Genomic DNA, 19,657 nt, shown 5'->3' on the forward strand with positions numbered 1-19,657 from the left:
TTTAATCCTTATCCTAGAAACGAACCAGCGCGGAACCCCAGGTGAACCCGCCACCAAAGGCTTCAAGCAAGACCAGTTGGCCCCGTTTGATTCGTCCATCGCGTACCGCTTCGTCAAATGCGCACGGTACCGATGCCGCAGAGGTGTTGCCGTGGCGATCAAGCGTCACCACAACGTTATCCATAGACATGCCCAGCTTCTTCGCCGTCGCGCTGATGATACGCAGGTTCGCCTGATGCGGTACCAGCCAGTCGAGTGCGGCGCGGTCCAGATTGTTCGCTTCCAGCGTCTCATCAACGATGTGAGCCAGTTCAGTCACGGCCACTTTAAACACTTCGTTACCTGCCATTGTCAGGTAAATCGAACTGTCCGGATTAACGCGATCGGCGTTAGGCAGCGTTAACAGCTCGCCGTAGCGGCCATCGGCATGCAGGTGCGTGGAGATGATGCCCGGCTCTTCGGACTGCCCCAGCAGCACCGCGCCCGCGCCATCGCCAAAAATAATGATCGTGCCGCGATCGGTCGGATCGCAGGTACGCGCCAGCACATCAGCGCCGATCACCAGCGCATATTTTACGGCGCCCGATTTTACATACTGATCGGCGATGCTCAGCGCATAGGTGAAACCCGCGCACGCTGCTGCAACATCAAATGCCGGGCAGCCTTTGATGCCGAGCATGTTCTGCACCTGGCACGCTGCGCTTGGGAAGGCATGCGTGGCAGAGGTTGTCGCCACCACAATAAGCCCGATCTGTTCTTTATCAATGCCAGCCATCTCAAGCGCTCGCTGAGCGGCTTCGTAGCCCATGGTGGACACAGTTTCGTCTGGCGCGGCGATACGACGTTCACGGATACCTGTGCGCGTGACAATCCACTCGTCAGACGTATCTACCATTTTTTCAAGATCGGCGTTGGTACGCACTTGTTTTGGCAGGTAGCTGCCGGTACCTAAAATCTTCGTATACATGTACGCTCAGTCACTTTTAGCTAATACAGATCCCAGGCGAGCGGCAATCCTCTGAGGGACTTGACGCTGCACCGCCTGCACTGCCTGTTCAATCGCGACGGTAAATGCTCGCTGATTGGCGGCGCCATGACTCTTAATCACGATGCCGCGCAATCCTAACAGACAGGCGCCATTATACTGGTCGGGGTTGAGGTGACTGAATCGCCGCGTCAGGCTTTTTTGTAACCAACGCTTTAATAAAATCAGCCACCAGGACCTTTTTTTACCTTCTCCCTGCGATTTCAGCAGAGAAAGGAACATTCGTACGACCCCTTCCATGGTCTTCAACGTCACGTTTCCGGTGAAGCCATCACACACTAATACATCCGTTTTGCCCGTCAGCAACTCATTGGCTTCGAGATAACCAATATAGTTGATGGAGGGGACCTGTTTGAGTATTTCCGCAGCGTCGCGGATACTGTCCAGGCCTTTGGTCTCTTCTTCACCAATATTCAGTAAAGCAACGCGGGGATTGTTAATCCCGACCACGTCTTCAGCCAGCACCGACCCCATAACGGCAAACTGAGCCAGCATTGTACTATCACAATCCACGTTAGCGCCCAGATCCAGCACCACCGTTTTGCCCTTCTGCTGATGCGGTAATACCGTCACCAGCGCCGGACGCTCAATGCCCTCAATCGGCTTGAGCAATAATTTCGACAGCCCCATCAGCGCACCAGTATTTCCCGCGCTGACGCAAGCCTGCGCTCGCCCTTCTTTCACCAGCTCCAGCGCCATTCGCATAGAGCTGCCGCGGCTATTACGAATAGCCTGCGATGGCCGGGCATCACTGGCAATAACTGACTGCGCAGGAATAATCTGCAGACGCGAACGTTGTTCAAAGTCAGCTTTTGCAAGTAATGGCGTGATTGTGTCGGGATTACCGACTAAAAGAAGTGTGAGTTGCGAATTAGAATTCAGTGCCTGCAATGCTGCAGGCACTGTCACGGTAGGGCCAAAATCTCCCCCCATGACATCTAACGCCAGGGTTAGACGTGTCAAGGTATCGTCGCAGCCTGGTTCGGTAAACTCCCCGTTTGCACGGGGAAGTTCCTCACTAAGCCTAATCACGCTGACGCGTGATTACTTAGTGATAACCTTGCGGCCGCGGTAGAAACCGTCAGCGGTGATGTGGTGACGCAGGTGTTTCTCACCAGAAGTCTTGTCTACAGACAGGCTGGTAACTGCGGTCAGCGCGTCATGGGAACGACGCATGCCACGTTTGGAACGGGTTGGTTTATTCTGTTGTACGGCCATGGACCTTACTCCTCAATTACTTACGCTTTAAGCTGGCTAATACGGCAAATGGGTTTGGTTTTTGCGCTTCATCAGGCAGTTCCCCAAAGACCATGTCCGCCTCGGACACTTCACAGTGTTCAGAATCATGCACCGGAACGACTGGCAGGGAGAGGATGACTTCATCTTCAACCAGCGCCAGAAGATCGATTTCACCGAATTCGTTAACCTCAATCGGCTCATACGCTTCCGGGAGTGCTTCAGCCTGTTCGTCAGAACGAACCGGACTAAAACAATACGTTGTGTGAACATGCTGTACAAACGGTTTCCCGCAACGCTGACATTCGAGCGTTACCGTCACCTTTGCATCACCGGTTAACACGGCGAGACGCTGGTTGTCGATAGCGAACGACATGGAGCATTCTACATCACTGTCCACACTGACTACAGATTCGGCAATACGCTCAGCCTGATCGGAAGAATAGATTCCTTCGTAATCGAGGCGTTTTTGAGCCGTACGAACCGGATCAAGAGTCAGGGGTAATTTTACCTTTTGCATAGGGCGCGCATATTAACTTTGTAACGTCATAGAGTCAAAGAAAAAGGCAACCAGAGCTGCCTTTTGCCAATTATTCGCACACATTGCGGCCTGTAGTTTAAAATGGCTGGCATCGATACGCTATATCTGGTGATAAAAATATGCCAAATCTCGTCCTTGCTTCCACTTCACCTTATCGCCGAATGCTGCTGGAAAAGCTCGGGATCCCGTTTGAATGCGCTGCGCCGGAGGTGGATGAAACGCCACAGCCGGGCGAGTCACCGCGTCATCTGGTGACCCGTCTCGCGAAAGAGAAAGCACAGTCGCTGGCCGTACGTTACCCCGCACATCTGATTATAGGCTCCGATCAGGTTTGTGTGCTGGACGGCGAAATCACCGGCAAACCGCATACGGAAGAAAACGCCTGCCAGCAGCTGTTGCGTGCGCGAGGCGGTATCGTGACCTTTTATACCGGCCTGGCGCTTTATAATTCGGCTTCCGGTCATCTGCAAACCGAGTGCGAGCCGTTTGATGTGCACTTCCGTCATCTTAGCGAGCAGGAGATTATGGATTATGTGCGTCGGGAACGTCCGCTAAACTGTGCAGGGAGCTTTAAAAGTGAAGGACTAGGGATTGCGTTGTTCGACAAGCTCGATGGCCGCGATCCCAACACGCTGGTGGGGTTGCCGCTGATTGCGCTGTGCCAGATGTTGAGGCGAGAAGAGTGTAATCCGCTGACGATGTGATCCCTGCGGCCTGATGCCCTCACCCCGGCCCTCTCCCACAGGGAGAGGGGGCAAACATAAAAAACGGCAATATACATTGCCGTTTTACATTTACCTTAGCCGCGCAGAACTTTCAGACAGCGTTTGAGCTGATCATCCAGCGGCGCTTCAATACGGATAACTTCGCCGGTATTAGGATGGGTAAATTTCAGCGCTGCCGCGTGCAGGAACAGACGCGACAGCCCTGTTCCCGCCAGCTGCTTATCAAATTCGCGATCGCCATAGCGGTCATCAAACGCAATCGGATGGCCCGCAAACTGGGTATGGACGCGAATCTGGTGGGTACGCCCCGTCACCGGACTACAGCGCACCAGCGTGGCGAATTCGTAGCGCTCTTCAACTTTAAAGCGCGTCTCAGACGGTTTCCCTTCCTGATTAACACGAACAATGCGCTCGCCGCTTTGCAGAATATTTTTCAGCAGCGGCGCCTGCACCACTTTCACGTGGGACTGCCACTGGCCGCGCACCAGCGCCAGGTAATCTTTCTGCATCCCTTTTTCGCGCAGCTGTTCATGCAGTGAACGCAGCGCAGAACGTTTTTTCGCCACCAGCAGCACGCCAGAGGTATCGCGGTCAAGACGGTGAACCAGTTCGAGGAAACGCGCTTCCGGGCGCAGCGCGCGTAACCCTTCAATCACGCCGAAGCTCAGACCGCTCCCCCCGTGTACCGCCGTTCCGGACGGTTTATTCAGCACCAGAATGTGGTCGTCCTCATAAAGGATAACGTCGCTCAGGGCCGCGACTTTTTGCAGCTTCGGAGAAACGACCTCTTCTTCACGCTCTGCAACACGTACCGGTGGGATCCGGACTTCATCGCCCGCCTCGAGCTTATACTCTGGCTTCACGCGTTTTTTGTTCACCCGCACCTCGCCCTTACGCAAGATGCGATAAATCATACTTTTTGGCACGCCCTTCAACTGGGTGCGCAAAAAATTATCGATACGTTGCCCCGCCTCGTCGTCGGCGATGGCAACCATTTTTACGGCTGGAGTCTCTGTTTTCATGGTTGGCGATTCTAAATAGCGTCAGACATTAGCGCCACTCATTTTTCTATGCTTATATTTACTTTTATCCGGACCACTCCCCTTTCGCGCAATCGATTTGGTGGTTATTAAACCAATCACCCCGTTGAAGTGAAGAAACTGTGAGTAACCGGGTGATAATTGGTAAAAGTCATCTTGCTATAACCCGGCGAGCAGTGGAATAATGAATCCGTTTTCCGCGTTAAATCCGGGTTTTGTAAGGATGTCGACGGAATGACCAATTTTGTCTGACCGATCATCCACGCAGCAATGGCGTAAGACGTATTGATCTTTCAGGCAGTTAGCGGGCTGCGGGTTGCAGTACTTCCCGGTATAAGGATTGTTCTCTGGAGAGTTTTCCCAGGCAATTCCCCTGATAATTGCGCTGTGTTTCCGTATGAAACACAGGCAACCGACACTCTGCGCCTCTTAAGCGAGCGACAACCGTGAGGTTGGCGACGTGAATAGACACGAGGCCATCGGTTCATACCCCGGAAAGCGTCACCTTGCCCGCAGCTTTGTCGTCAATGTAAGAATAACGAGTAAGTTACGATGAAAAGAATGTTAATCAACGCAACTCAGCAAGAAGAGTTGCGTGTCGCCCTTGTGGATGGGCAGCGCCTGTACGATCTGGATATCGAAAGTCCTGGACACGAACAGAAAAAAGCGAACATTTACAAAGGCAAAATCACCCGCATTGAACCAAGCCTTGAAGCTGCATTTGTCGATTACGGTGCTGAGCGTCACGGTTTCCTTCCTCTCAAAGAAATCGCCCGCGAATATTTTCCTGCAAACTACAACTCCCATGGCCGTCCGAACATTAAAGATGTTCTGCGTGAAGGTCAGGAAGTTATCGTCCAGATCGATAAAGAAGAGCGTGGCAACAAAGGTGCCGCACTGACCACCTTTATCAGCCTGGCAGGAAGCTATCTGGTATTGATGCCAAACAACCCGCGTGCGGGTGGCATCTCTCGCCGTATCGAAGGCGATGACCGTACCGAGCTGAAAGAAGCGCTGGCAAGTCTCGAGCTGCCAGACGGCATGGGCCTTATCGTGCGCACCGCAGGCGTCGGCAAATCTGCCGAAGCGTTGCAGTGGGACCTGAGCTTCCGTCTGAAGCACTGGGAAGCCATCAAGAAAGCGGCTGAGAGCCGTCCTGCTCCGTTCCTGATCCACCAGGAAAGCAACGTTATTGTGCGTGCCTTCCGTGATTATCTACGTCAGGACATCGGTGAAATTCTGATTGATAACCCGAAAGTGCTTGAGCTGGCTCGCCAGCACATCGCCGCGCTGGGTCGCCCGGATTTCACCAGCAAAATTAAACTGTACACCGGTGAAATCCCGCTGTTCAGCCACTATCAGATTGAATCCCAGATCGAGTCTGCCTTCCAGCGTGAAGTGCGTCTGCCGTCCGGCGGTTCTATCGTAATTGATACCACCGAAGCGCTGACCGCTATCGACATCAACTCCGCGCGTGCAACCCGTGGCGGCGACATCGAAGAGACCGCCTTCAACACCAACCTTGAAGCCGCTGATGAAATCGCCCGCCAGCTCCGCCTGCGCGACCTGGGTGGTCTGATTGTTATCGACTTCATCGACATGACCCCGGTTCGCCATCAGCGTGCGGTTGAAAACCGTCTGCGTGAAGCGGTGCGCCAGGATCGCGCACGTATCCAGATTAGCCATATCTCGCGCTTCGGCCTGCTGGAAATGTCCCGTCAGCGTCTGAGCCCGTCACTCGGCGAGTCCAGCCATCACGTCTGCCCGCGCTGTTCCGGTACGGGTACCGTGCGTGACAATGAATCGCTCTCCCTCTCTATTCTGCGTCTGATTGAAGAAGAAGCGCTGAAAGAGAACACCAAAGAGGTTCACGCCATCGTTCCGGTGCCGATTGCCTCCTACCTGCTGAACGAAAAACGTGCAGCGGTAAGCGCAATCGAAGCGCGTCAGGGCGGCGTTCGCTGCATCATCGTGCCAAACGACGAGATGCAAACCCCGCACTATCACGTGCTGCGCGTGCGTAAAGGCGAAGAGACAAGCACCCTCAGCTACCTGCTACCGAAGCTGCATGAAGAAGAAATGGCGCTGCCATCGGATGAAGAGCCTGCCGAGCGTAAACTGCCTGAGCAGCCTGCATTAGCAACCTTCATCATGCCGGAAGCCCCGCCGGAAGCGACGCTGGAAAAACCAGCGGCAAAACCTGCCGTGCAAAAGGCGGCCCCTGCCGCGCCAAAAGCGCAGCCTGAGCAGCCGGGTCTCCTGAGCCGCATCTTCGGCGCGCTGAAAAAAATGTTTGCTGGCGAAGAAGTTCAGCCTGAGCAGCCGAAAGAAGCGCCAAAAGAAGCGAAACCAGAGCGTCAGCAGGACCGTCGTAAGCGTCAGAACAATCGTCGCGATCGTAATGACCGCAACGACCGTAGCGATCGTAACGAGCGCCGTGATAATCGTTCCGAGAACAACGAAGGTCGTGAACAACGCGAGGACAACCGTCGCAACCGTCGCGAGAAGCAACAGCAGAACGTTGAAGATCGTGAAATTCGCCAGCAGGCGGGCGATGAGTCCGAGAAGAGCAAACAGCGTGACGAGCAGCAACCTCGCCGCGAGCGTAACCGTCGTCGTAACGACGAGAAACGCCAGGCCCAGCAGGAAGTCAAAAACCTGAACCGCGAAGCGCCTGTTGAACAGCAGGACACGGAGCAGGAAGAGCGTACTCAGGTTATGCCGCGTCGTAAGCAGCGTCAGCTGACCCAGAAAGTACGTGTGGGTGCTGTTCAGACGGAAGAAAACGACGTTATCGCGGTTGAAGCAGCAGAAAGCACAACGGGTACCCAGGTCGCGAAAGTTGACCTGCCAGCCGTAGTGGAAAATCAGGTTGAGCAGGACGAAAGCAGCGAAAACCGTGACAACGCAGGTATGCCGCGTCGCTCCCGTCGTTCTCCGCGTCACCTGCGCGTGAGCGGCCAGCGTCGTCGTCGCTACCGTGACGAGCGTTACCCGACTCAGTCGCCAATGCCGCTGACCGTGGCGTGCGCGTCACCTGAGATGGCATCCGGTAAAGTCTGGATCCGTTATCCGGTTGCTCGCCCGGAGCAGGCTGTTGAAGAACAGGCTGTGACCGAAGAGGTGATTGCACCGGTAGCAGCGGTGGAAGACGTCGTGACTGAAGCAGCAACCGTGGTTGAACCGCAGGTTGTTGACACGGTGGCACCGCAGGCTGTGGAAGTTGAAACGACCCATCCTGAAGTCATTGCTGCGCCGGTTGATGCCGCCCCGCAGATCATTGCCGAAGAAGATACCGTGGTGGCTGAAGAAGTCGCGGAGGAAGCTGAGCCGGTCTCCGCAGCAGAAGAACCCGCAGACGTTACCGTCGAAACGGTGACGGAAGAGGTTGTTCAGGACGTCGAGATTCAGGTTGAGCCTGTTGTCGAAGAGGTCAAAGAGGCTGAAGTGAAATCCGAGCCGGTTGAGGTCGTTGCCGCTCCAGCGCCTGCTCACGTTGCTACCGCGCCGATGACTCGCGCCCCGGCACCTGAGTATGTACCTGAAGCGCCACGCCATAGCGACTGGGTTCGTCCGGCATTCAACTTCGAAGGCAAAGGTGCTGCCGGTGGTCACAGTGCAACGCACATGGCTACTGCGCCAGCGACCCGTCCTCAGCCTGTTGAATAACGCACGCTAAGACTGAAAGCCGACCTTCGGGTCGGCTTTTTTATGGCTGTTGCAGGGGCTTTCTCATTCCGGTGACCTCCGGCATTATCTGCCGCATCAGCTCCAGAAAACGCCGCAAGCGCGCCGGATAATAACGAGACCAGGGGTAAACCAGATGTACCGGTAACGCTGCCGGCTGCCACTCTGGCAGTAGATGCACCAGTCGTCCTTCCTGAATATCATCCTGTACTGTCCAGCTGGATACCACCGCCACGCCCAGCCCGGTGAGTGCCGTATTGCGCGCCACATACAGGCTGTCGGTACTCAGGCGTGGCGTAATGGTAACCCGCGCCGGGGCAGATGATGCATCGTGGAAAAGCTCCACATGACGTTGATAAAAAGAGCTGATGGCAATCCAGGGAAGCTGCTGCAAATCTTCCGGCGTTTTAACCGCGGGATAACGGGCCAGTAATTCCGGTGAAGCCACCACCGAGCGCGGCACTTCAGCCAGCAGCACGGACACGGTTGCCGGATCGACTTCCACACCCACCCGAATAGCACAGTCAAGGTTGTCGCCGAGGAAATCAACCGAGCGATCGTTGAGCATCCACTCAACAGAAAGCTGGGGATAGCGCTGTAAAAATTCGGTTAACGGTTTCAGAAGCTGATCCTGGCCAAACGCGTGCGGGGCGCGCACCCTCAGCACCCCAACCGGTTCATCTTCCGTCTGCCCTACCTCGTCTTCCAGCGCCAGCCAGCTGTCAATCACCCGTCGGGCATGCTGATAGCAGCGTTCGCCGTCATCGGTCAGCCGGGTCGTATGGGTTGTGCGCAGCATCAGGCGTACTCCCAGCATGGTCTCAAGCGACTGCAACCGTCGGCTCACCGTGGCCTGGGTTGTTGCCAGCTGACGTGCCGCCGCAGAAAGAGACCCCGCCTCCACAATGCGAACAAACGTTCGCATCAGTTCTACCCGATCTATACGCTCAGACCTTTTCATACCATTTTTACCCATACGCCGCACGTATAAGCGTTTTACCACCGCGCCCGCTACCGTCGCAAGGCGTACTGATAAAAAATAGCCGCACACAACGAATGAGGAACATCTTATGAACACAACCACCACCCGGGCCGTAAGCCGCTGGGTAATCTTAATGCTGGCGCTCGGTGCGGGCTTTAGCGTGGCATCCATCTATTATGCCCAGCCTCTGCTGCCGCTGATGGGCTCAGACCTGCATCTGAGCATCGAAGGCATGGGCATGGTCCCGACGCTCACCCAGGCGGGTTATGCCCTGGGCATCCTGTTTCTGCTCCCGCTCGGCGATCGTCATGACCGCAGAACGCTGATCCTGATAAAAAGTGCGGCTCTGGCGCTGTTCCTGCTGGGTTGTAGCCTGACCGGACAACTGCACTCCCTGCTGCTCACCAGCCTGCTGATTGGCATGGCCGCCACCATGGCGCAGGATATTGTCCCGGCCGCAGCGATCCTCGCGCCGGAAGGTAAACAGGGAAAAACGGTCGGCACGGTGATGACCGGCCTGCTGCTGGGGATTTTGCTCTCCAGAACCGTGAGCGGCGTGGTGGGTGAGGCCTTTGGCTGGCGGGTGATGTATCAGCTGGCCGCCGCAAGTATTGCCTTTATTGGCGTGGTGATGTGGGCCGTGCTTCCCCGCTTCGCCGTTCACTCCACGCTGAGCTACCCGGCGCTGATGCGCTCCATGGAACACCTCTGGCGCCGATATCCGGCGCTGCGTCGGGCCGCGCTGGCCCAGGGTTTTCTGTCGATTGCCTTTAGCGCATTCTGGTCAACGCTGGCGGTCATGCTGCTGGAACGGTATCACCTTGGCAGTGCCATAGCGGGTGGATTTGGTATTGCCGGAGCCGCTGGCGCGCTGGCCGCACCGCTGGCGGGTGGTCTTGCCGATAAGCTGGGCGCCGGTAAAGTCACCCAACTGGGTGCCGCGCTGGTGACCCTCTCGTTTGCCCTGATGTTCCTGATGCCGGCACTGGGTGTACACGGTCAGTTGATCCTGATTGCCCTCTCCGCGGTCGGTTTCGATCTCGGCTTGCAGTCCAGCCTCGTGGCCCACCAGAACCTGGTCTATAGCCTTGAGCCGCAGGCCCGCGGACGCCTGAACGCCCTGCTGTTTACCGTCATTTTCATCGGAATGGCGCTAGGTTCGGCAGTAGGCAGCAATATCTATACGCTGGCGGGCTGGTCTGGCGTGGTGGCTCTGGCAACCCTGTGTGGCGCCATTGCGCTGGCTATCAGAGTGGTTGAAAGCGCCAGGGTGCTGTCCGCACAGGCTGAAAGTGTGTAAAAAAAATGCCCAACCCGGACGGGTTGGGCAGTCAAAACATGCCCAGTTTCAAGACATGTCAAACAGGTCAGAGTCTTATTTGTTCATCTGGAACAAAGACATACCCTGCATATCGCTAAAGGCTTTATACGAGGCCTGCAACGCCGCCTGCTGCATGGTGTAGGACGAAATCACCGAGTTCCAGTCCACGTCAACCAGGTTACTCATCTGCTGCGTCTGACCCAGCGCGCGGTCTTCACCCAGAGCGTCCAGCTTGCCCAGCTCATCCAGCTTGATGCCGAGGTCGGCGCGCACGGTCAGCACGTTGTTGAGGGAGTTGCTCAGGCCACGGTTGGCTTTATCAATAGCCGCCGTAAACGCCTCGGCTTTCGTTTCGTCCTCCCCAATCGGCGTATTCAGCGCTTCAATTGCGGAGTCGAGGATCTTGAACAAATTCGTTTCCGGCGCACTACCATCTGGCTCTGGCTTGGCATTGCTGGTGAAGCTATCGAAAACTTCAGTGCCCGTATGGCTAATTTGCATCGTGCGCGCGGAGTCAACCTGCTGGCTGATTGGCGTTCCGCCGCCCTTATAATCACCCGTAGTCTGGTCGAAAGCCGCCGCTTCGGTCTTGTAACCGGAAAAAATATAGCGACCGTTACCGTCCGTGCTGTTAGCCAGGTTCATGAGCTGATCGCGAATACCTTGCAGGTTTGTGGCCAGCGAAGCGCGGTCATCGTCACTTAACGTACCGTTGCCCGCATTGACAATCTTTTCCTGAGCAGCCTGGATGGCGGTTGTCACTTGCGATAACACGTTCTCTTCCAGCGAGACTTTCGTCGTAGCGAAGGAGCGTGCCAGCGCATACTGGCTGTTTTGCGTTTGAGCCTGAGAGAGCACAACGGCCTGCGAGGCGGCAATCGGATCGTCAGACGGACGGTTGATACGCTTCCCCGTAGACATCTGCTCGCCGTAGCTGAGCCAGAGACTTTGGGAGTTCGTCACGCCGCGCATGCTTTGCTCATACATCATTTGAGTACTAATACGCATTTTTTATGCCTCAGCCTTAGCGGATATTGATCAATGCATCAAACAGCGTGCTCGCCGTTTGCAGCACCTGCGCATTCGCCAGATAGTACTGCTGATAGCGTTGCAGGTTGCCATACTCTTCATCCAGGTTAACCCCGGAGATTGACTGCTGTTGTTTGGTCAGCTGCGTCACCACGTTAACTTTGGTTTCGCTGCTGGTTTTCAGCGACGCCGTGGTGCTGCCCACCGTACTGACCAGCGCGGCATAAGCATCGTTAAAGGTTTTGTTCCCTCCCACCAATTTGGCGCTCTGTAAATCCAGCAGCTTCTGGCCATTGGTATTGTCGCTTTCACCGCTTCCTTTCGCGGAGGCCATCGCCAGTTTGGATTCGTCGCTGATCGCTACGTCCATATTGACAATGACGTCATTCACCGGTTTGACGATGAAACTGTCTTTATTATCGGCTGAGCCGCTAATCTTAACGTTGAGACCATCAAACGACAGATTACCGCTGGCGTCAGGCTTGGCCGTGAAGCTGGTGTTGTCCGACAGACGCGTGATTGTCCAGTCAGTACCGTTGTACTCGACTTTATAGTTTGTCGCCTGGACCTTTGTACTGTCCGTCATCGTGGCCGTAACGGACGCGCTTCCGGTGTTTTTACCGTTACTCAGCACTGCCGGCGAGCCAAAATCAAACAGCTTGCCGCCTGCATCCCCGTTGGCATCAAAGCCAGCCTGGTGCTGGGTATTCATGGCATCCGCAAACGCCAGCGCCATCTGGTTAAGGGTGTTTCGCGCCTGATCCAGATCCTGAGAACGGAACGTTAACAGCCCCCCAAGCGACCCCGTGGTGATCTGTTTTTCTGAGATCTCCACGTTGCCCGCTGCGGTATCCACATACGCAATTGTTGTACGCGCTGGGTCCGCACTGGATTTCACCGCCGCCAGCTGGCTGGCGTTGCTGCCCTGTACCAGGGTGTAACCGTTGGCGATAGAGATGTTGTAGGTGCCGCTGTCCTGTACGGTGACGTCCACACCGACAATCTTGTTCAGTTCACTCACCAGCTGATCGCGCTGATCGAGCAGTTCATTCGGGGATGCGCCCGCACCGACGCCAGTCAGCCGGGAGATCTGATCGTTAAGATTGGCAATCTGTTTCGCGTAGTTATTGATCTGATCGACGCTGGTAGAAATCGCCGTATTGACCTGCGCATCCTGATCGCGGAGATATTGATCGTTGGTTTTAAACTGGTTTACCAGACCATCCGCCTTCCCGAGTACCGTCTGGCGAGCAGCCGGATCTTCTGCGTTACTCACCAGCGTTTGCAGGCTTTTAAAGAAATCCTGGAGGTTGGCAGAAAGCGAGTTCGTGGTATCAGAAAGCACGTCGTCAATTTTTGACATCTGCTGGTAGCGCGTGGTCAGCCCACTGCTCTGGTTCTGCGCCGCGCGCAGCTGGTTGGTGATAAACGCATCATATTCACGCTGAACACCGGAGACATAGACCCCGTTACCCACCCAGCCACCGCCGGTCAGGGTGCTGTTTGATGCCCCCAGAATGGTGGTCTGGCGGGTATAACCTGCCACGTTGTAGCTTGAAATATTATTACTGACGGTATTGAGTGCCGACTGCGCAGCACTGAGGCCACTCATGGCGCTGTTAATCAAACTGGACATGGGGGTTCCTTTTATACGTTCAGACACGAGTCCTGATGAAGGTTATCGGCAACCTCCACCGGGACTTGAGAACTTTCAGAACAGATTTTCGAGATCTGTGCTATACGCTTTGCTGACCTTCTCAGACATGGATTTCAGCTGCTGGATCATGCTGGTCAGCTTGCGCGCATAGTTTGGATCGGTCGCGTAGCCAGCATTCTGCAATGCCTGAGCGCCCTGCTCTGGCGTGGCGGCCTGGGTCACGGCGGTGTAGCGCGGATTCCGGCTCAGCAGCCCGACATAATCCGACAACGCTTCCAGATACGAGCTGTAGACGCGGAATTTGGCTTTCACCTTCACTGCCGCACCGTTCTCATATTCGGTGGTGGTGATCTCGGTGGTCGGCCCTTTCCAGCTGGAGGTGGCCTTCACGCCAAAGATGTTGAAGCTCGGCTCACCGTTCTCCCTGCGGATCTGACGTTGCCCCCAGCCCGACTCCAGCGCCGCCTGCGCCAGAATCAGATGGTGCGGCACGCCGCTCTCTTCACTGGCAAGACGCGCCGGCAGGGAGAGCTGCGCCAGGAAGTCTTTGCTGTCGCCGGAGAGCGGCTCGTCACGCGTTTCTGCCGGCTTCGGCATCGCCTTACGCACCATCTGCGTCAGCGCCTGATTTTGATAACTGGTCACCTTTTCCAGATCAAACTTCAGCGGCACCTGCGGCGGGGCCTCTTCAGGCGGGAGCCCCTGAGCGGCTGCGGTCTGCTTCACAATCATGTCCGCCAGGCCGAGCCCCTTTCCGGCGGTCATTTGCTGGGCAATCTGCTGATCGTACATGCTGGTGTAAAGCCGCGTGGAATCGCTGCTGAACATGCCATCTTTCGGCAGGGTTTCACGCATGCTTTTCAACATCATTTGTACGAACATGCCTTCCACCTGACGGGCCACCGGGCGGATATTCGCCGCCGGATCCTTGCCCGCTTTGGTTTTCAGCTCGTTGAGCGACTGGGCATCCCAGGCGGCACTGGTCAACAGTTTGCTATCGGTCAGCATTTAGATGATTTCCAGTCTGGCGCGCAGGCAGCCTGCACTTTGCATGGATTGCAGAATGGACATCAGATCCATTGGCGTTGCACCCAGCGCATTCAGAGCACGCACCACGCTGTTCAGGTTGGCGCTGGAGCGCACGCTCTGCAACGAACCGCCGCTCTGTCGTAAATCAATCTGCGTTTGCGGGGTCACTACCGTCTGACCGCCACCAAACGGGGTATCCGGCTGGCTGACGTTGGCCGAGCGGTTAACCGTGACGGAGAGATTGCCCTGCGCCACGGCGCAGCTGTCCAGCGTCACTTCGCGGTTCATCACCACCGAGCCGGTACGGGAGTTGATAATGACTTTCGCATCCTGCACCGGCACGTTCACTTCCATATTCTGGATATCGGCCAGCAACCGCACCTGGTTGCTGCTGCCGGTTGACGTGCGGATCTGCACGGTACGGGCATCCAGCGCGGTGGCGCTGCCGTAGCCCCGGCTGCGGTTGATGGTGTCAGCGATCTGCTGCGCCATCGTAAAGTCTTCGTTATTCAGTTGCAGGTTAATGGTGTTGCCGGTGCCGAACTGGGTCGGCAGCTCACGTTCGATGATCGCGCCGTTGGTAATACGTCCCCCGTTCAGCTGGTTCACCTGCACGCTGCTGCCGCCCGCCGACGCGCCTGCTCCGCCAACCAGAATGTTGCCCTGCGCCAGAGCATACACCTGGCTGTCGACCCCTTTCAGCGGCGTCATCAGCAACGTACCGCCACGCAGGCTTTTGGCGTTACCCATCGACGAGACAACCACGTCGATGGTCTGCCCCTGACGCGCAAAGGCCGGATAAGACGCGGTCACCATCACGGCCGCCACGTTTTTCAGCTGCATGTTGGTCCCGGCCGGTACGGTAATACCGAGCTGCGAGAGCATATTGTTCAGGCTCTGGGTGGTGAACGGCGTCTGGGTCGTCTGGTCACCCGTCCCATCCAGCCCCACCACCAGGCCGTAGCCAATCAGCGAGTTTTCGCGCACGCCCTGCACGCTGGTGAGATCGCGTATGCGATCGGCCTGCGCAACGGTAGCGACCAGCGACAGCGCCACGGCGAAGAGAAATTTATACATAGGTCACCTCGCTTACATCGGCGATAAGTTAAGGAAGAAGCGTTGCAGCCAGCCCATATTTTGCGCTTCGTTAATGTAGCCGTTGCCGACGTACTCAATGCGCGCATCCGCCACCTGGGTGGACGGTACGGTGTTGGTGCCGCTGATAGTGCGAGGGTTAACCACACCGGAGAAGCGAATGAATTCCGTACCCTGGTTAATGGCGATCTGTTTTTCGCCCACCACGTGCAGGTTGCCGTTCACCAGAACCTGGTCAACCGTAACCGTCAGCGTTCCGCTGAAGGTGTTGCTGGCGTTCGCACCACCTTTACCGTTAAAGGTGTTGCCGCCGGAGGCTTCCACATCCGCACGGGCGTTGCCGAACAGCCCTTGCAGATAGCGCGGCACGGTGTCGAAGCCAAAATTGGTTTTGCCGTCGCGGCTGGCGTTCGCCGACGAGCTCTTACTCGCACTGACGTTTTCCTGCAACACAATGGTCAGCGTATCGCCAACGTTACGCGGACGACGGTCTTCAAACAGCGGCTGATAACCGTAGTTAATCGGCTGCGCGGTCTGGAAAATAGAGCCGTTCACCACCGGCGCGGGGCCGGGAACGGGTTGGGCGGTAGTCGCACCCTGTACCAATGGTTTATACGGGATCCAGGCACACCCGCTGAGGGTGACGGCCAGAACAGTCAGGATCGGATAACGAAACGCCGCGTTTTTTTGCATTGCCTTCATCTTCGAAAACAGGGAGCCGGTGCGACGTTTACCGCACCGGGCTACACCTTAGAGTTGCGTCAGTTTTTGCAGCATCTGGTCGGTCGTCGACACTGCTTTACTGTTAATTTCATAGGCGCGCTGGACCTGGATCATATTCACCAGCTCTTCCGCCACGTTAACGTTCGAGGTTTCCACATACCCCTGATACAGCAGCCCCGCCCCGTTCAGGCCCGGGGTACTTTCATTTGGCGTGCCGGAAGACTGCGTTTCGGTGTAGAGGTTCTCACCGATGCTTTCCAGTCCGGTATCGTTCATGAAGGTGGTCAGGTTGAGCTGTCCAACCTGGACCGGCGCGGCCTGACCTTGCTGAGTGACGCTGACGATACCGTCACGACCAATGGTGATACTCAGCGCGTTCGCCGGTATGGTGATCGCAGGCTGAACCTGGAAACCGCCCGCCGTCACCAGCTGGCCGTTCTGATCCACCTGGAACGAACCATCGCGGGTATAGGCGGAGGTCCCGTCAGGCAGCTGCACCTGGAAGAAACCCTGACCTTTAATGGCAACGTCTTTACTGTTGTTGGTCTGGGACAGGTTGCCCTGGCTGTGCAGACGCTCGGTGGCGACCGGGCGCACGCCGGTACCAATTTGCAGACCGGACGGCAGCGTGGTTTGCTCAGAAGACTGCGCCCCTGGCTGACGAATCGTTTGATAAAGCAAATCTTCGAAAACCGCACGCTGGCGCTTGAAACCATTGGTGCTGACGTTTGCCAGGTTGTTGGCAATCACATCCATATTGGTTTGCTGTGCGTCCAGACCGGTTTTCGCGATCCATAAAGAACTGATCATAGGGAGTCCTGTTAACTCATAGCCAGAAGTTGGTTAGCCTTGCCTGCGTTTTCATCGACGCTGCTGATGATTTTCATCTGCATTTCGAAGCGGCGGGCGCTGGCGATCATGTCGGTCATGGCTTCCACCGGTTTGACGTTACTGCCTTCCAGCACGCCGGACATCACGCGGATGGTCGGGTCGGCCTGTAACGTGGCGCCACGCGTGGCCTGCGCCGCCTGGGTCAGACGGAACATCCCGTCATCGCCACGCTGCACTTCGTTGCCTTCCGCTTTCACCAGCTTCAGACGACCGACAGGCGCAACGGTGTTCGCCGGGTCGCCCGGGTTTAACGCCGAGATCGTCCCGTCTGCCGCAATGGTCAGCTCTGACCCTTCCGGCACCGTCAACGGACCGGCTTCGCCCATAACCGGATGCCCCTGAATCGTCAGCTGCCCGGTGGCGCTCACCTGGATATTACCGTTGCGGGTATACCCTTCCCCGCCGTCAGCCGTTTGCACCGCCAGCCAGCCGTCCTGCTGAAGGGCAACGTCCAGCGGACGCGCGGTGTAATCCATCTGACCTGGCGTCATGTCGGCGCCCGGCGTGGAGGCGGTGACCAGCGTACGCGTGGGCAATGACAGCCCTTCTACCGGCACCGCACGCAGCGCGTTGAGCTGCGCACGAAAACCTGGCGTGGAAGCGTTCGCAAGGTTGCTGGCGGTAACAGCTTGCTGATTGAGCGTCTGGCTTGCTGCGCCCATCGCTGTATATATTGCGTGATCCATTGCGCTTTCCCGTCAGCTGCTTAACGCAGGTTAACCAGCGTGTTGAGGATCTGATCCTGGGTTTTGATGGTCTGCGCGTTGGACTGGTAGTTACGTTGCGCGACGATCATGTTCACCAGCTCTTTACTCAGATCGACGTTGGAGGCTTCCAGCGCACCGTTAGTCAGCGTGCCGAAGTTACCGGAACCCGCGGTTCCCAGCAGGGCAACCCCGGAAGACTGCGTGGCAGACCAGACGTTATCCCCTTCGGATTTCAGGCCTTCGTTGTTGGCGAAGTTTGCCAGCACGATCTGGCCCAGCACCTGGGTCTGTTCGTTCGAATAGTTACCGACAACGGTACCGTCATCGTTGATCTGGTAGCTCACCAGATCGCCCGGCTTATAGCCGTTCTGGCTCGTCGCCACGATGTTGTTCGCACCGGTGTTTTGCTGCATGGAGTTGGCGAAACTCATTTTGAATGTTGCCGCCGTTGCACCAGGGATCTCTCCGGTCTTGATGTCGGCTTCCGCACCACCGGTCAACACACCGCTCTCATTAAAGACCAATGTGGTTGCCAGCTGAGCTTTATCTCCCGCTACGCTGCCGTCCTGCGCATACACTTTCCAGGAGTTAGCTGGAGTTGCATCCTTGACATAGAACAGGTTCATGTTGTGCGCATTACCCTGGCTGTCAAACACCGTCACGGTGCCTTTCTTATTGTAAGAGTCAGGGTTGGCCGGGTCGAAGGCGACGGTTGGCGCGGTATCGGTGGAGTTCAGGTTGATCTGCTGAGAGGCCGTGGTGGTGGACTTCGCCGCCATCAGCGTCGTTGGGATGGAGATCGCCTGCGGATTCGCACCGGTTTGCACCGTAGGCGGCGTGCCGGCAACCGGATAACCGGTTAACTGAAGTCCCTGCATGTTCACCAGGTTACGGTTTTCATCCAGCTTGAACTGGCCGTTGCGGCTGTAGAACACGGAACCGTTGGCATCCACCATACGGAAGAAACCGTTCTGGCTGATGGCGACGTCCAGACCGCGACCGGTGTTGGTGGTCGTCCCGTCGGTGAAGTCCTGGGTGATACCCGCAACCTTCACGCCCAGACCCACTTTAGAGCCTGCAAACATATCTGCAAAAGACGCAGAACCGGATTTAAAACCATAGGTCGCGGAGTTGGCGATGTTGTTGCCAATGACGTCCAGGTTGGTGGCCGCAGCATTCAGGCCGCTGACCGCTTGAGAAAAGGCCATGACTTACTCCTGATAAGTATTAAGGCTTAGATAATCTGCCGAACTTCGTCGAGTGTGGTGGTACCGGAGGTACCCAAATCCAGTTTGTTGCCATCGCTACCCTTGATGACGCCCTGAACCAGGGCAAACTGTAGCGGCTGAGCCACCAGCTGAGTGGTGCCGTTGCTGGCGCTAATCGCAACCTGATACGAGCCGTTAGGCGCTTTAGTGCCGTCGGTCAGGCTGCCATCCCAGGTAAAGGTATGAACGCCCGCTTTAAGCTCGCCAATCTCAATCGTGCGCACCACGTTGCCGCTGGCGTCTTTGATTGTGGCGGTGACTTTGTCGGCCGGCTGCTGCAATTCAACGCCAAACGGCGTCGTGGTGGTGGTGGAGGTGCCATCGGTAGTGCTGGTGCCCGCCAGAATCGTGGTCCCCGGGATCATCACCCCGTGACCGATCAGGTTGGCGGCCTGCAAGGACTGGCTGTTATCGATTTGACCGGAGACCGAGCCGAGCGTAGTGTTCAGTTTCTCAATGCCGCTGACGGTACTGATCTGCGCAAGCTGCGTGGTCAGTTCGTTGTTCTGCATCGGATTGGTCGGATCCTGATTTTTCAGCTGCGCCACCAGCAGGGTCAGAAAGCTGCTCTGTAAATCGGAGGCATTGCTCCCGGTGAGAGAGCTAGAACCGGTCGCACTGCTGGTGCTGTTGACGCCGGTATTTGTCGGGTCATTCACGTTTACGGCGATGGACATGCGT

The 19,657-nt window shown here is 56.5% G+C and carries 18 protein-coding genes; 3 read left to right on the top strand and 15 right to left on the bottom strand.

The genetic code is table 11. The features are described from left to right. Positions 1-13: 13 nt before the first annotated feature. The 4 genes from SK54_RS15160 to yceD all read right to left on the bottom strand — a co-directional run bounded on the left by SK54_RS15160 (position 14) and on the right by yceD (position 2,801). Positions 14-967, bottom strand: coding sequence for a beta-ketoacyl-ACP synthase III (locus tag SK54_RS15160; RefSeq protein ID WP_003857960.1), 954 nt, complete (start codon positions 965-967; stop codon positions 14-16). Between the two features lie 6 nt (positions 968-973). Then, complete coding sequence (gene plsX / locus SK54_RS15165; protein WP_017693638.1) at positions 974-2,008, bottom strand: phosphate acyltransferase PlsX; 1,035 nt, start codon at positions 2,006-2,008, stop codon at positions 974-976. Positions 2,009-2,089: 81 nt separating this feature from the next. After that, a complete protein-coding gene (gene rpmF / locus SK54_RS15170) occupies positions 2,090-2,263 on the bottom strand; it encodes a 50S ribosomal protein L32 (protein ID WP_003857964.1) in 174 nt (57 codons plus the stop codon). Between the two features lie 16 nt (positions 2,264-2,279). Further along, positions 2,280-2,801 (bottom strand): 23S rRNA accumulation protein YceD, encoded by a 522-nt coding sequence (yceD, locus tag SK54_RS15175; protein ID WP_003857966.1) that lies wholly within the window; start codon positions 2,799-2,801, stop codon positions 2,280-2,282. Between the two features lie 140 nt (positions 2,802-2,941). Between yceD and SK54_RS15180 the strand changes: the two genes are divergently transcribed. Continuing rightward, a complete protein-coding gene (locus tag SK54_RS15180; protein WP_017693639.1) occupies positions 2,942-3,526 on the top strand; it encodes a Maf family protein in 585 nt (194 codons plus the stop codon). A 95-nt stretch (positions 3,527-3,621) separates the two neighbouring features. Here SK54_RS15180 and rluC read toward each other — a convergent pair whose 3' ends face one another. After that, on the bottom strand, positions 3,622-4,569 hold the full coding sequence (gene rluC / locus SK54_RS15185) for a 23S rRNA pseudouridine(955/2504/2580) synthase RluC (RefSeq protein WP_041907418.1): 948 nt from the start codon (positions 4,567-4,569) through the stop codon (positions 3,622-3,624). A gap of 570 nt (positions 4,570-5,139) precedes the next feature. Here rluC and rne point away from each other — a divergent pair. Beyond that, entirely contained in the window at positions 5,140-8,256 is a 3,117-nt protein-coding gene (rne, locus tag SK54_RS15190) for a ribonuclease E (RefSeq protein WP_023303426.1), read from the top strand. A 40-nt stretch (positions 8,257-8,296) separates the two neighbouring features. Here the strand turns inward: rne and SK54_RS15195 are convergent, their stop codons facing one another. Beyond that, entirely contained in the window at positions 8,297-9,250 is a 954-nt protein-coding gene (locus SK54_RS15195; RefSeq protein ID WP_032671510.1) for a LysR family transcriptional regulator, read from the bottom strand. A 94-nt stretch (positions 9,251-9,344) separates the two neighbouring features. Here SK54_RS15195 and SK54_RS15200 point away from each other — a divergent pair, with 94 nt between their 5' ends. Next, positions 9,345-10,556, top strand: coding sequence for an MFS transporter (locus tag SK54_RS15200; protein ID WP_048247544.1), 1,212 nt, complete (start codon positions 9,345-9,347; stop codon positions 10,554-10,556). A gap of 75 nt (positions 10,557-10,631) precedes the next feature. On the opposite strand, the gene flgL is transcribed toward SK54_RS15200, so the two are convergent. From flgL to flgD, 9 genes are all read right to left on the bottom strand, one after another. Next, positions 10,632-11,585: a flagellar hook-associated protein FlgL gene (gene flgL / locus SK54_RS15205; protein ID WP_017693643.1), complete on the bottom strand. Its 954-nt coding sequence runs from the start codon at positions 11,583-11,585 to the stop codon at positions 10,632-10,634. 16 nt (positions 11,586-11,601) lie between these two features. Then, positions 11,602-13,242: a flagellar hook-associated protein FlgK gene (gene flgK / locus SK54_RS15210; RefSeq protein ID WP_017384731.1), complete on the bottom strand. Its 1,641-nt coding sequence runs from the start codon at positions 13,240-13,242 to the stop codon at positions 11,602-11,604. A gap of 75 nt (positions 13,243-13,317) precedes the next feature. Then, positions 13,318-14,271: a flagellar assembly peptidoglycan hydrolase FlgJ gene (gene flgJ / locus SK54_RS15215; RefSeq protein WP_017384732.1), complete on the bottom strand. Its 954-nt coding sequence runs from the start codon at positions 14,269-14,271 to the stop codon at positions 13,318-13,320. Further along, on the bottom strand, positions 14,272-15,369 hold the full coding sequence (locus SK54_RS15220) for a flagellar basal body P-ring protein FlgI (RefSeq protein ID WP_017384733.1): 1,098 nt from the start codon (positions 15,367-15,369) through the stop codon (positions 14,272-14,274). A 12-nt stretch (positions 15,370-15,381) separates the two neighbouring features. After that, complete coding sequence (gene flgH, locus SK54_RS15225; RefSeq protein WP_048247546.1) at positions 15,382-16,080, bottom strand: flagellar basal body L-ring protein FlgH; 699 nt, start codon at positions 16,078-16,080, stop codon at positions 15,382-15,384. Positions 16,081-16,137: 57 nt separating this feature from the next. Then, a complete protein-coding gene (gene flgG / locus SK54_RS15230) occupies positions 16,138-16,920 on the bottom strand; it encodes a flagellar basal-body rod protein FlgG (RefSeq protein ID WP_000625853.1) in 783 nt (260 codons plus the stop codon). A gap of 11 nt (positions 16,921-16,931) precedes the next feature. Next, entirely contained in the window at positions 16,932-17,687 is a 756-nt protein-coding gene (locus tag SK54_RS15235; protein ID WP_003857990.1) for a flagellar basal body rod protein FlgF, read from the bottom strand. 20 nt (positions 17,688-17,707) lie between these two features. Next, complete coding sequence (gene flgE / locus SK54_RS15240) at positions 17,708-18,916, bottom strand: flagellar hook protein FlgE (protein ID WP_039271120.1); 1,209 nt, start codon at positions 18,914-18,916, stop codon at positions 17,708-17,710. Positions 18,917-18,942: 26 nt separating this feature from the next. After that, positions 18,943-19,653 carry a flagellar hook assembly protein FlgD gene (gene flgD / locus SK54_RS15245; protein ID WP_003857994.1) on the bottom strand — a complete coding sequence of 237 codons (711 nt, stop codon included), beginning with the start codon at positions 19,651-19,653 and terminating at the stop codon, positions 18,943-18,945. Positions 19,654-19,657 lie beyond the last annotated feature (4 nt).

The sequence above is a fragment of the Enterobacter sp. MGH120 genome, from assembly GCF_001037725.1.
In the GTDB taxonomy this organism is placed as follows: domain Bacteria; phylum Pseudomonadota; class Gammaproteobacteria; order Enterobacterales; family Enterobacteriaceae; genus Enterobacter; species Enterobacter hormaechei_C.

What these genes read in the sequence shown, in the direction of transcription:
- SK54_RS15160 (WP_003857960.1), bottom strand. Translation starts at nt 967, where the DNA reads ATGTATACGAAGATTTTAGGTACCGGCAGCTACCTGCCAAAACAAGTG.
- rpmF (WP_003857964.1), bottom strand. Translation starts at nt 2,263, where the DNA reads ATGGCCGTACAACAGAATAAACCAACCCGTTCCAAACGTGGCATGCGT.
- yceD (WP_003857966.1), bottom strand. Translation starts at nt 2,801, where the DNA reads ATGCAAAAGGTAAAATTACCCCTGACTCTTGATCCGGTTCGTACGGCT.
- SK54_RS15180 (WP_017693639.1), top strand. Translation starts at nt 2,942, where the DNA reads ATGCCAAATCTCGTCCTTGCTTCCACTTCACCTTATCGCCGAATGCTG.
- rluC (WP_041907418.1), bottom strand. Translation starts at nt 4,569, where the DNA reads ATGAAAACAGAGACTCCAGCCGTAAAAATGGTTGCCATCGCCGACGAC.
- rne (WP_023303426.1), top strand. Translation starts at nt 5,140, where the DNA reads ATGAAAAGAATGTTAATCAACGCAACTCAGCAAGAAGAGTTGCGTGTC.
- SK54_RS15195 (WP_032671510.1), bottom strand. Translation starts at nt 9,250, where the DNA reads ATGGGTAAAAATGGTATGAAAAGGTCTGAGCGTATAGATCGGGTAGAA.
- SK54_RS15200 (WP_048247544.1), top strand. Translation starts at nt 9,345, where the DNA reads ATGAACACAACCACCACCCGGGCCGTAAGCCGCTGGGTAATCTTAATG.
- flgL (WP_017693643.1), bottom strand. Translation starts at nt 11,585, where the DNA reads ATGCGTATTAGTACTCAAATGATGTATGAGCAAAGCATGCGCGGCGTG.
- flgK (WP_017384731.1), bottom strand. Translation starts at nt 13,242, where the DNA reads ATGTCCAGTTTGATTAACAGCGCCATGAGTGGCCTCAGTGCTGCGCAG.
- flgJ (WP_017384732.1), bottom strand. Translation starts at nt 14,271, where the DNA reads ATGCTGACCGATAGCAAACTGTTGACCAGTGCCGCCTGGGATGCCCAG.
- SK54_RS15220 (WP_017384733.1), bottom strand. Translation starts at nt 15,369, where the DNA reads ATGTATAAATTTCTCTTCGCCGTGGCGCTGTCGCTGGTCGCTACCGTT.
- flgH (WP_048247546.1), bottom strand. Translation starts at nt 16,080, where the DNA reads ATGCAAAAAAACGCGGCGTTTCGTTATCCGATCCTGACTGTTCTGGCC.
- flgG (WP_000625853.1), bottom strand. Translation starts at nt 16,920, where the DNA reads ATGATCAGTTCTTTATGGATCGCGAAAACCGGTCTGGACGCACAGCAA.
- SK54_RS15235 (WP_003857990.1), bottom strand. Translation starts at nt 17,687, where the DNA reads ATGGATCACGCAATATATACAGCGATGGGCGCAGCAAGCCAGACGCTC.
- flgE (WP_039271120.1), bottom strand. Translation starts at nt 18,916, where the DNA reads ATGGCCTTTTCTCAAGCGGTCAGCGGCCTGAATGCTGCGGCCACCAAC.
- flgD (WP_003857994.1), bottom strand. Translation starts at nt 19,653, where the DNA reads ATGTCCATCGCCGTAAACGTGAATGACCCGACAAATACCGGCGTCAAC.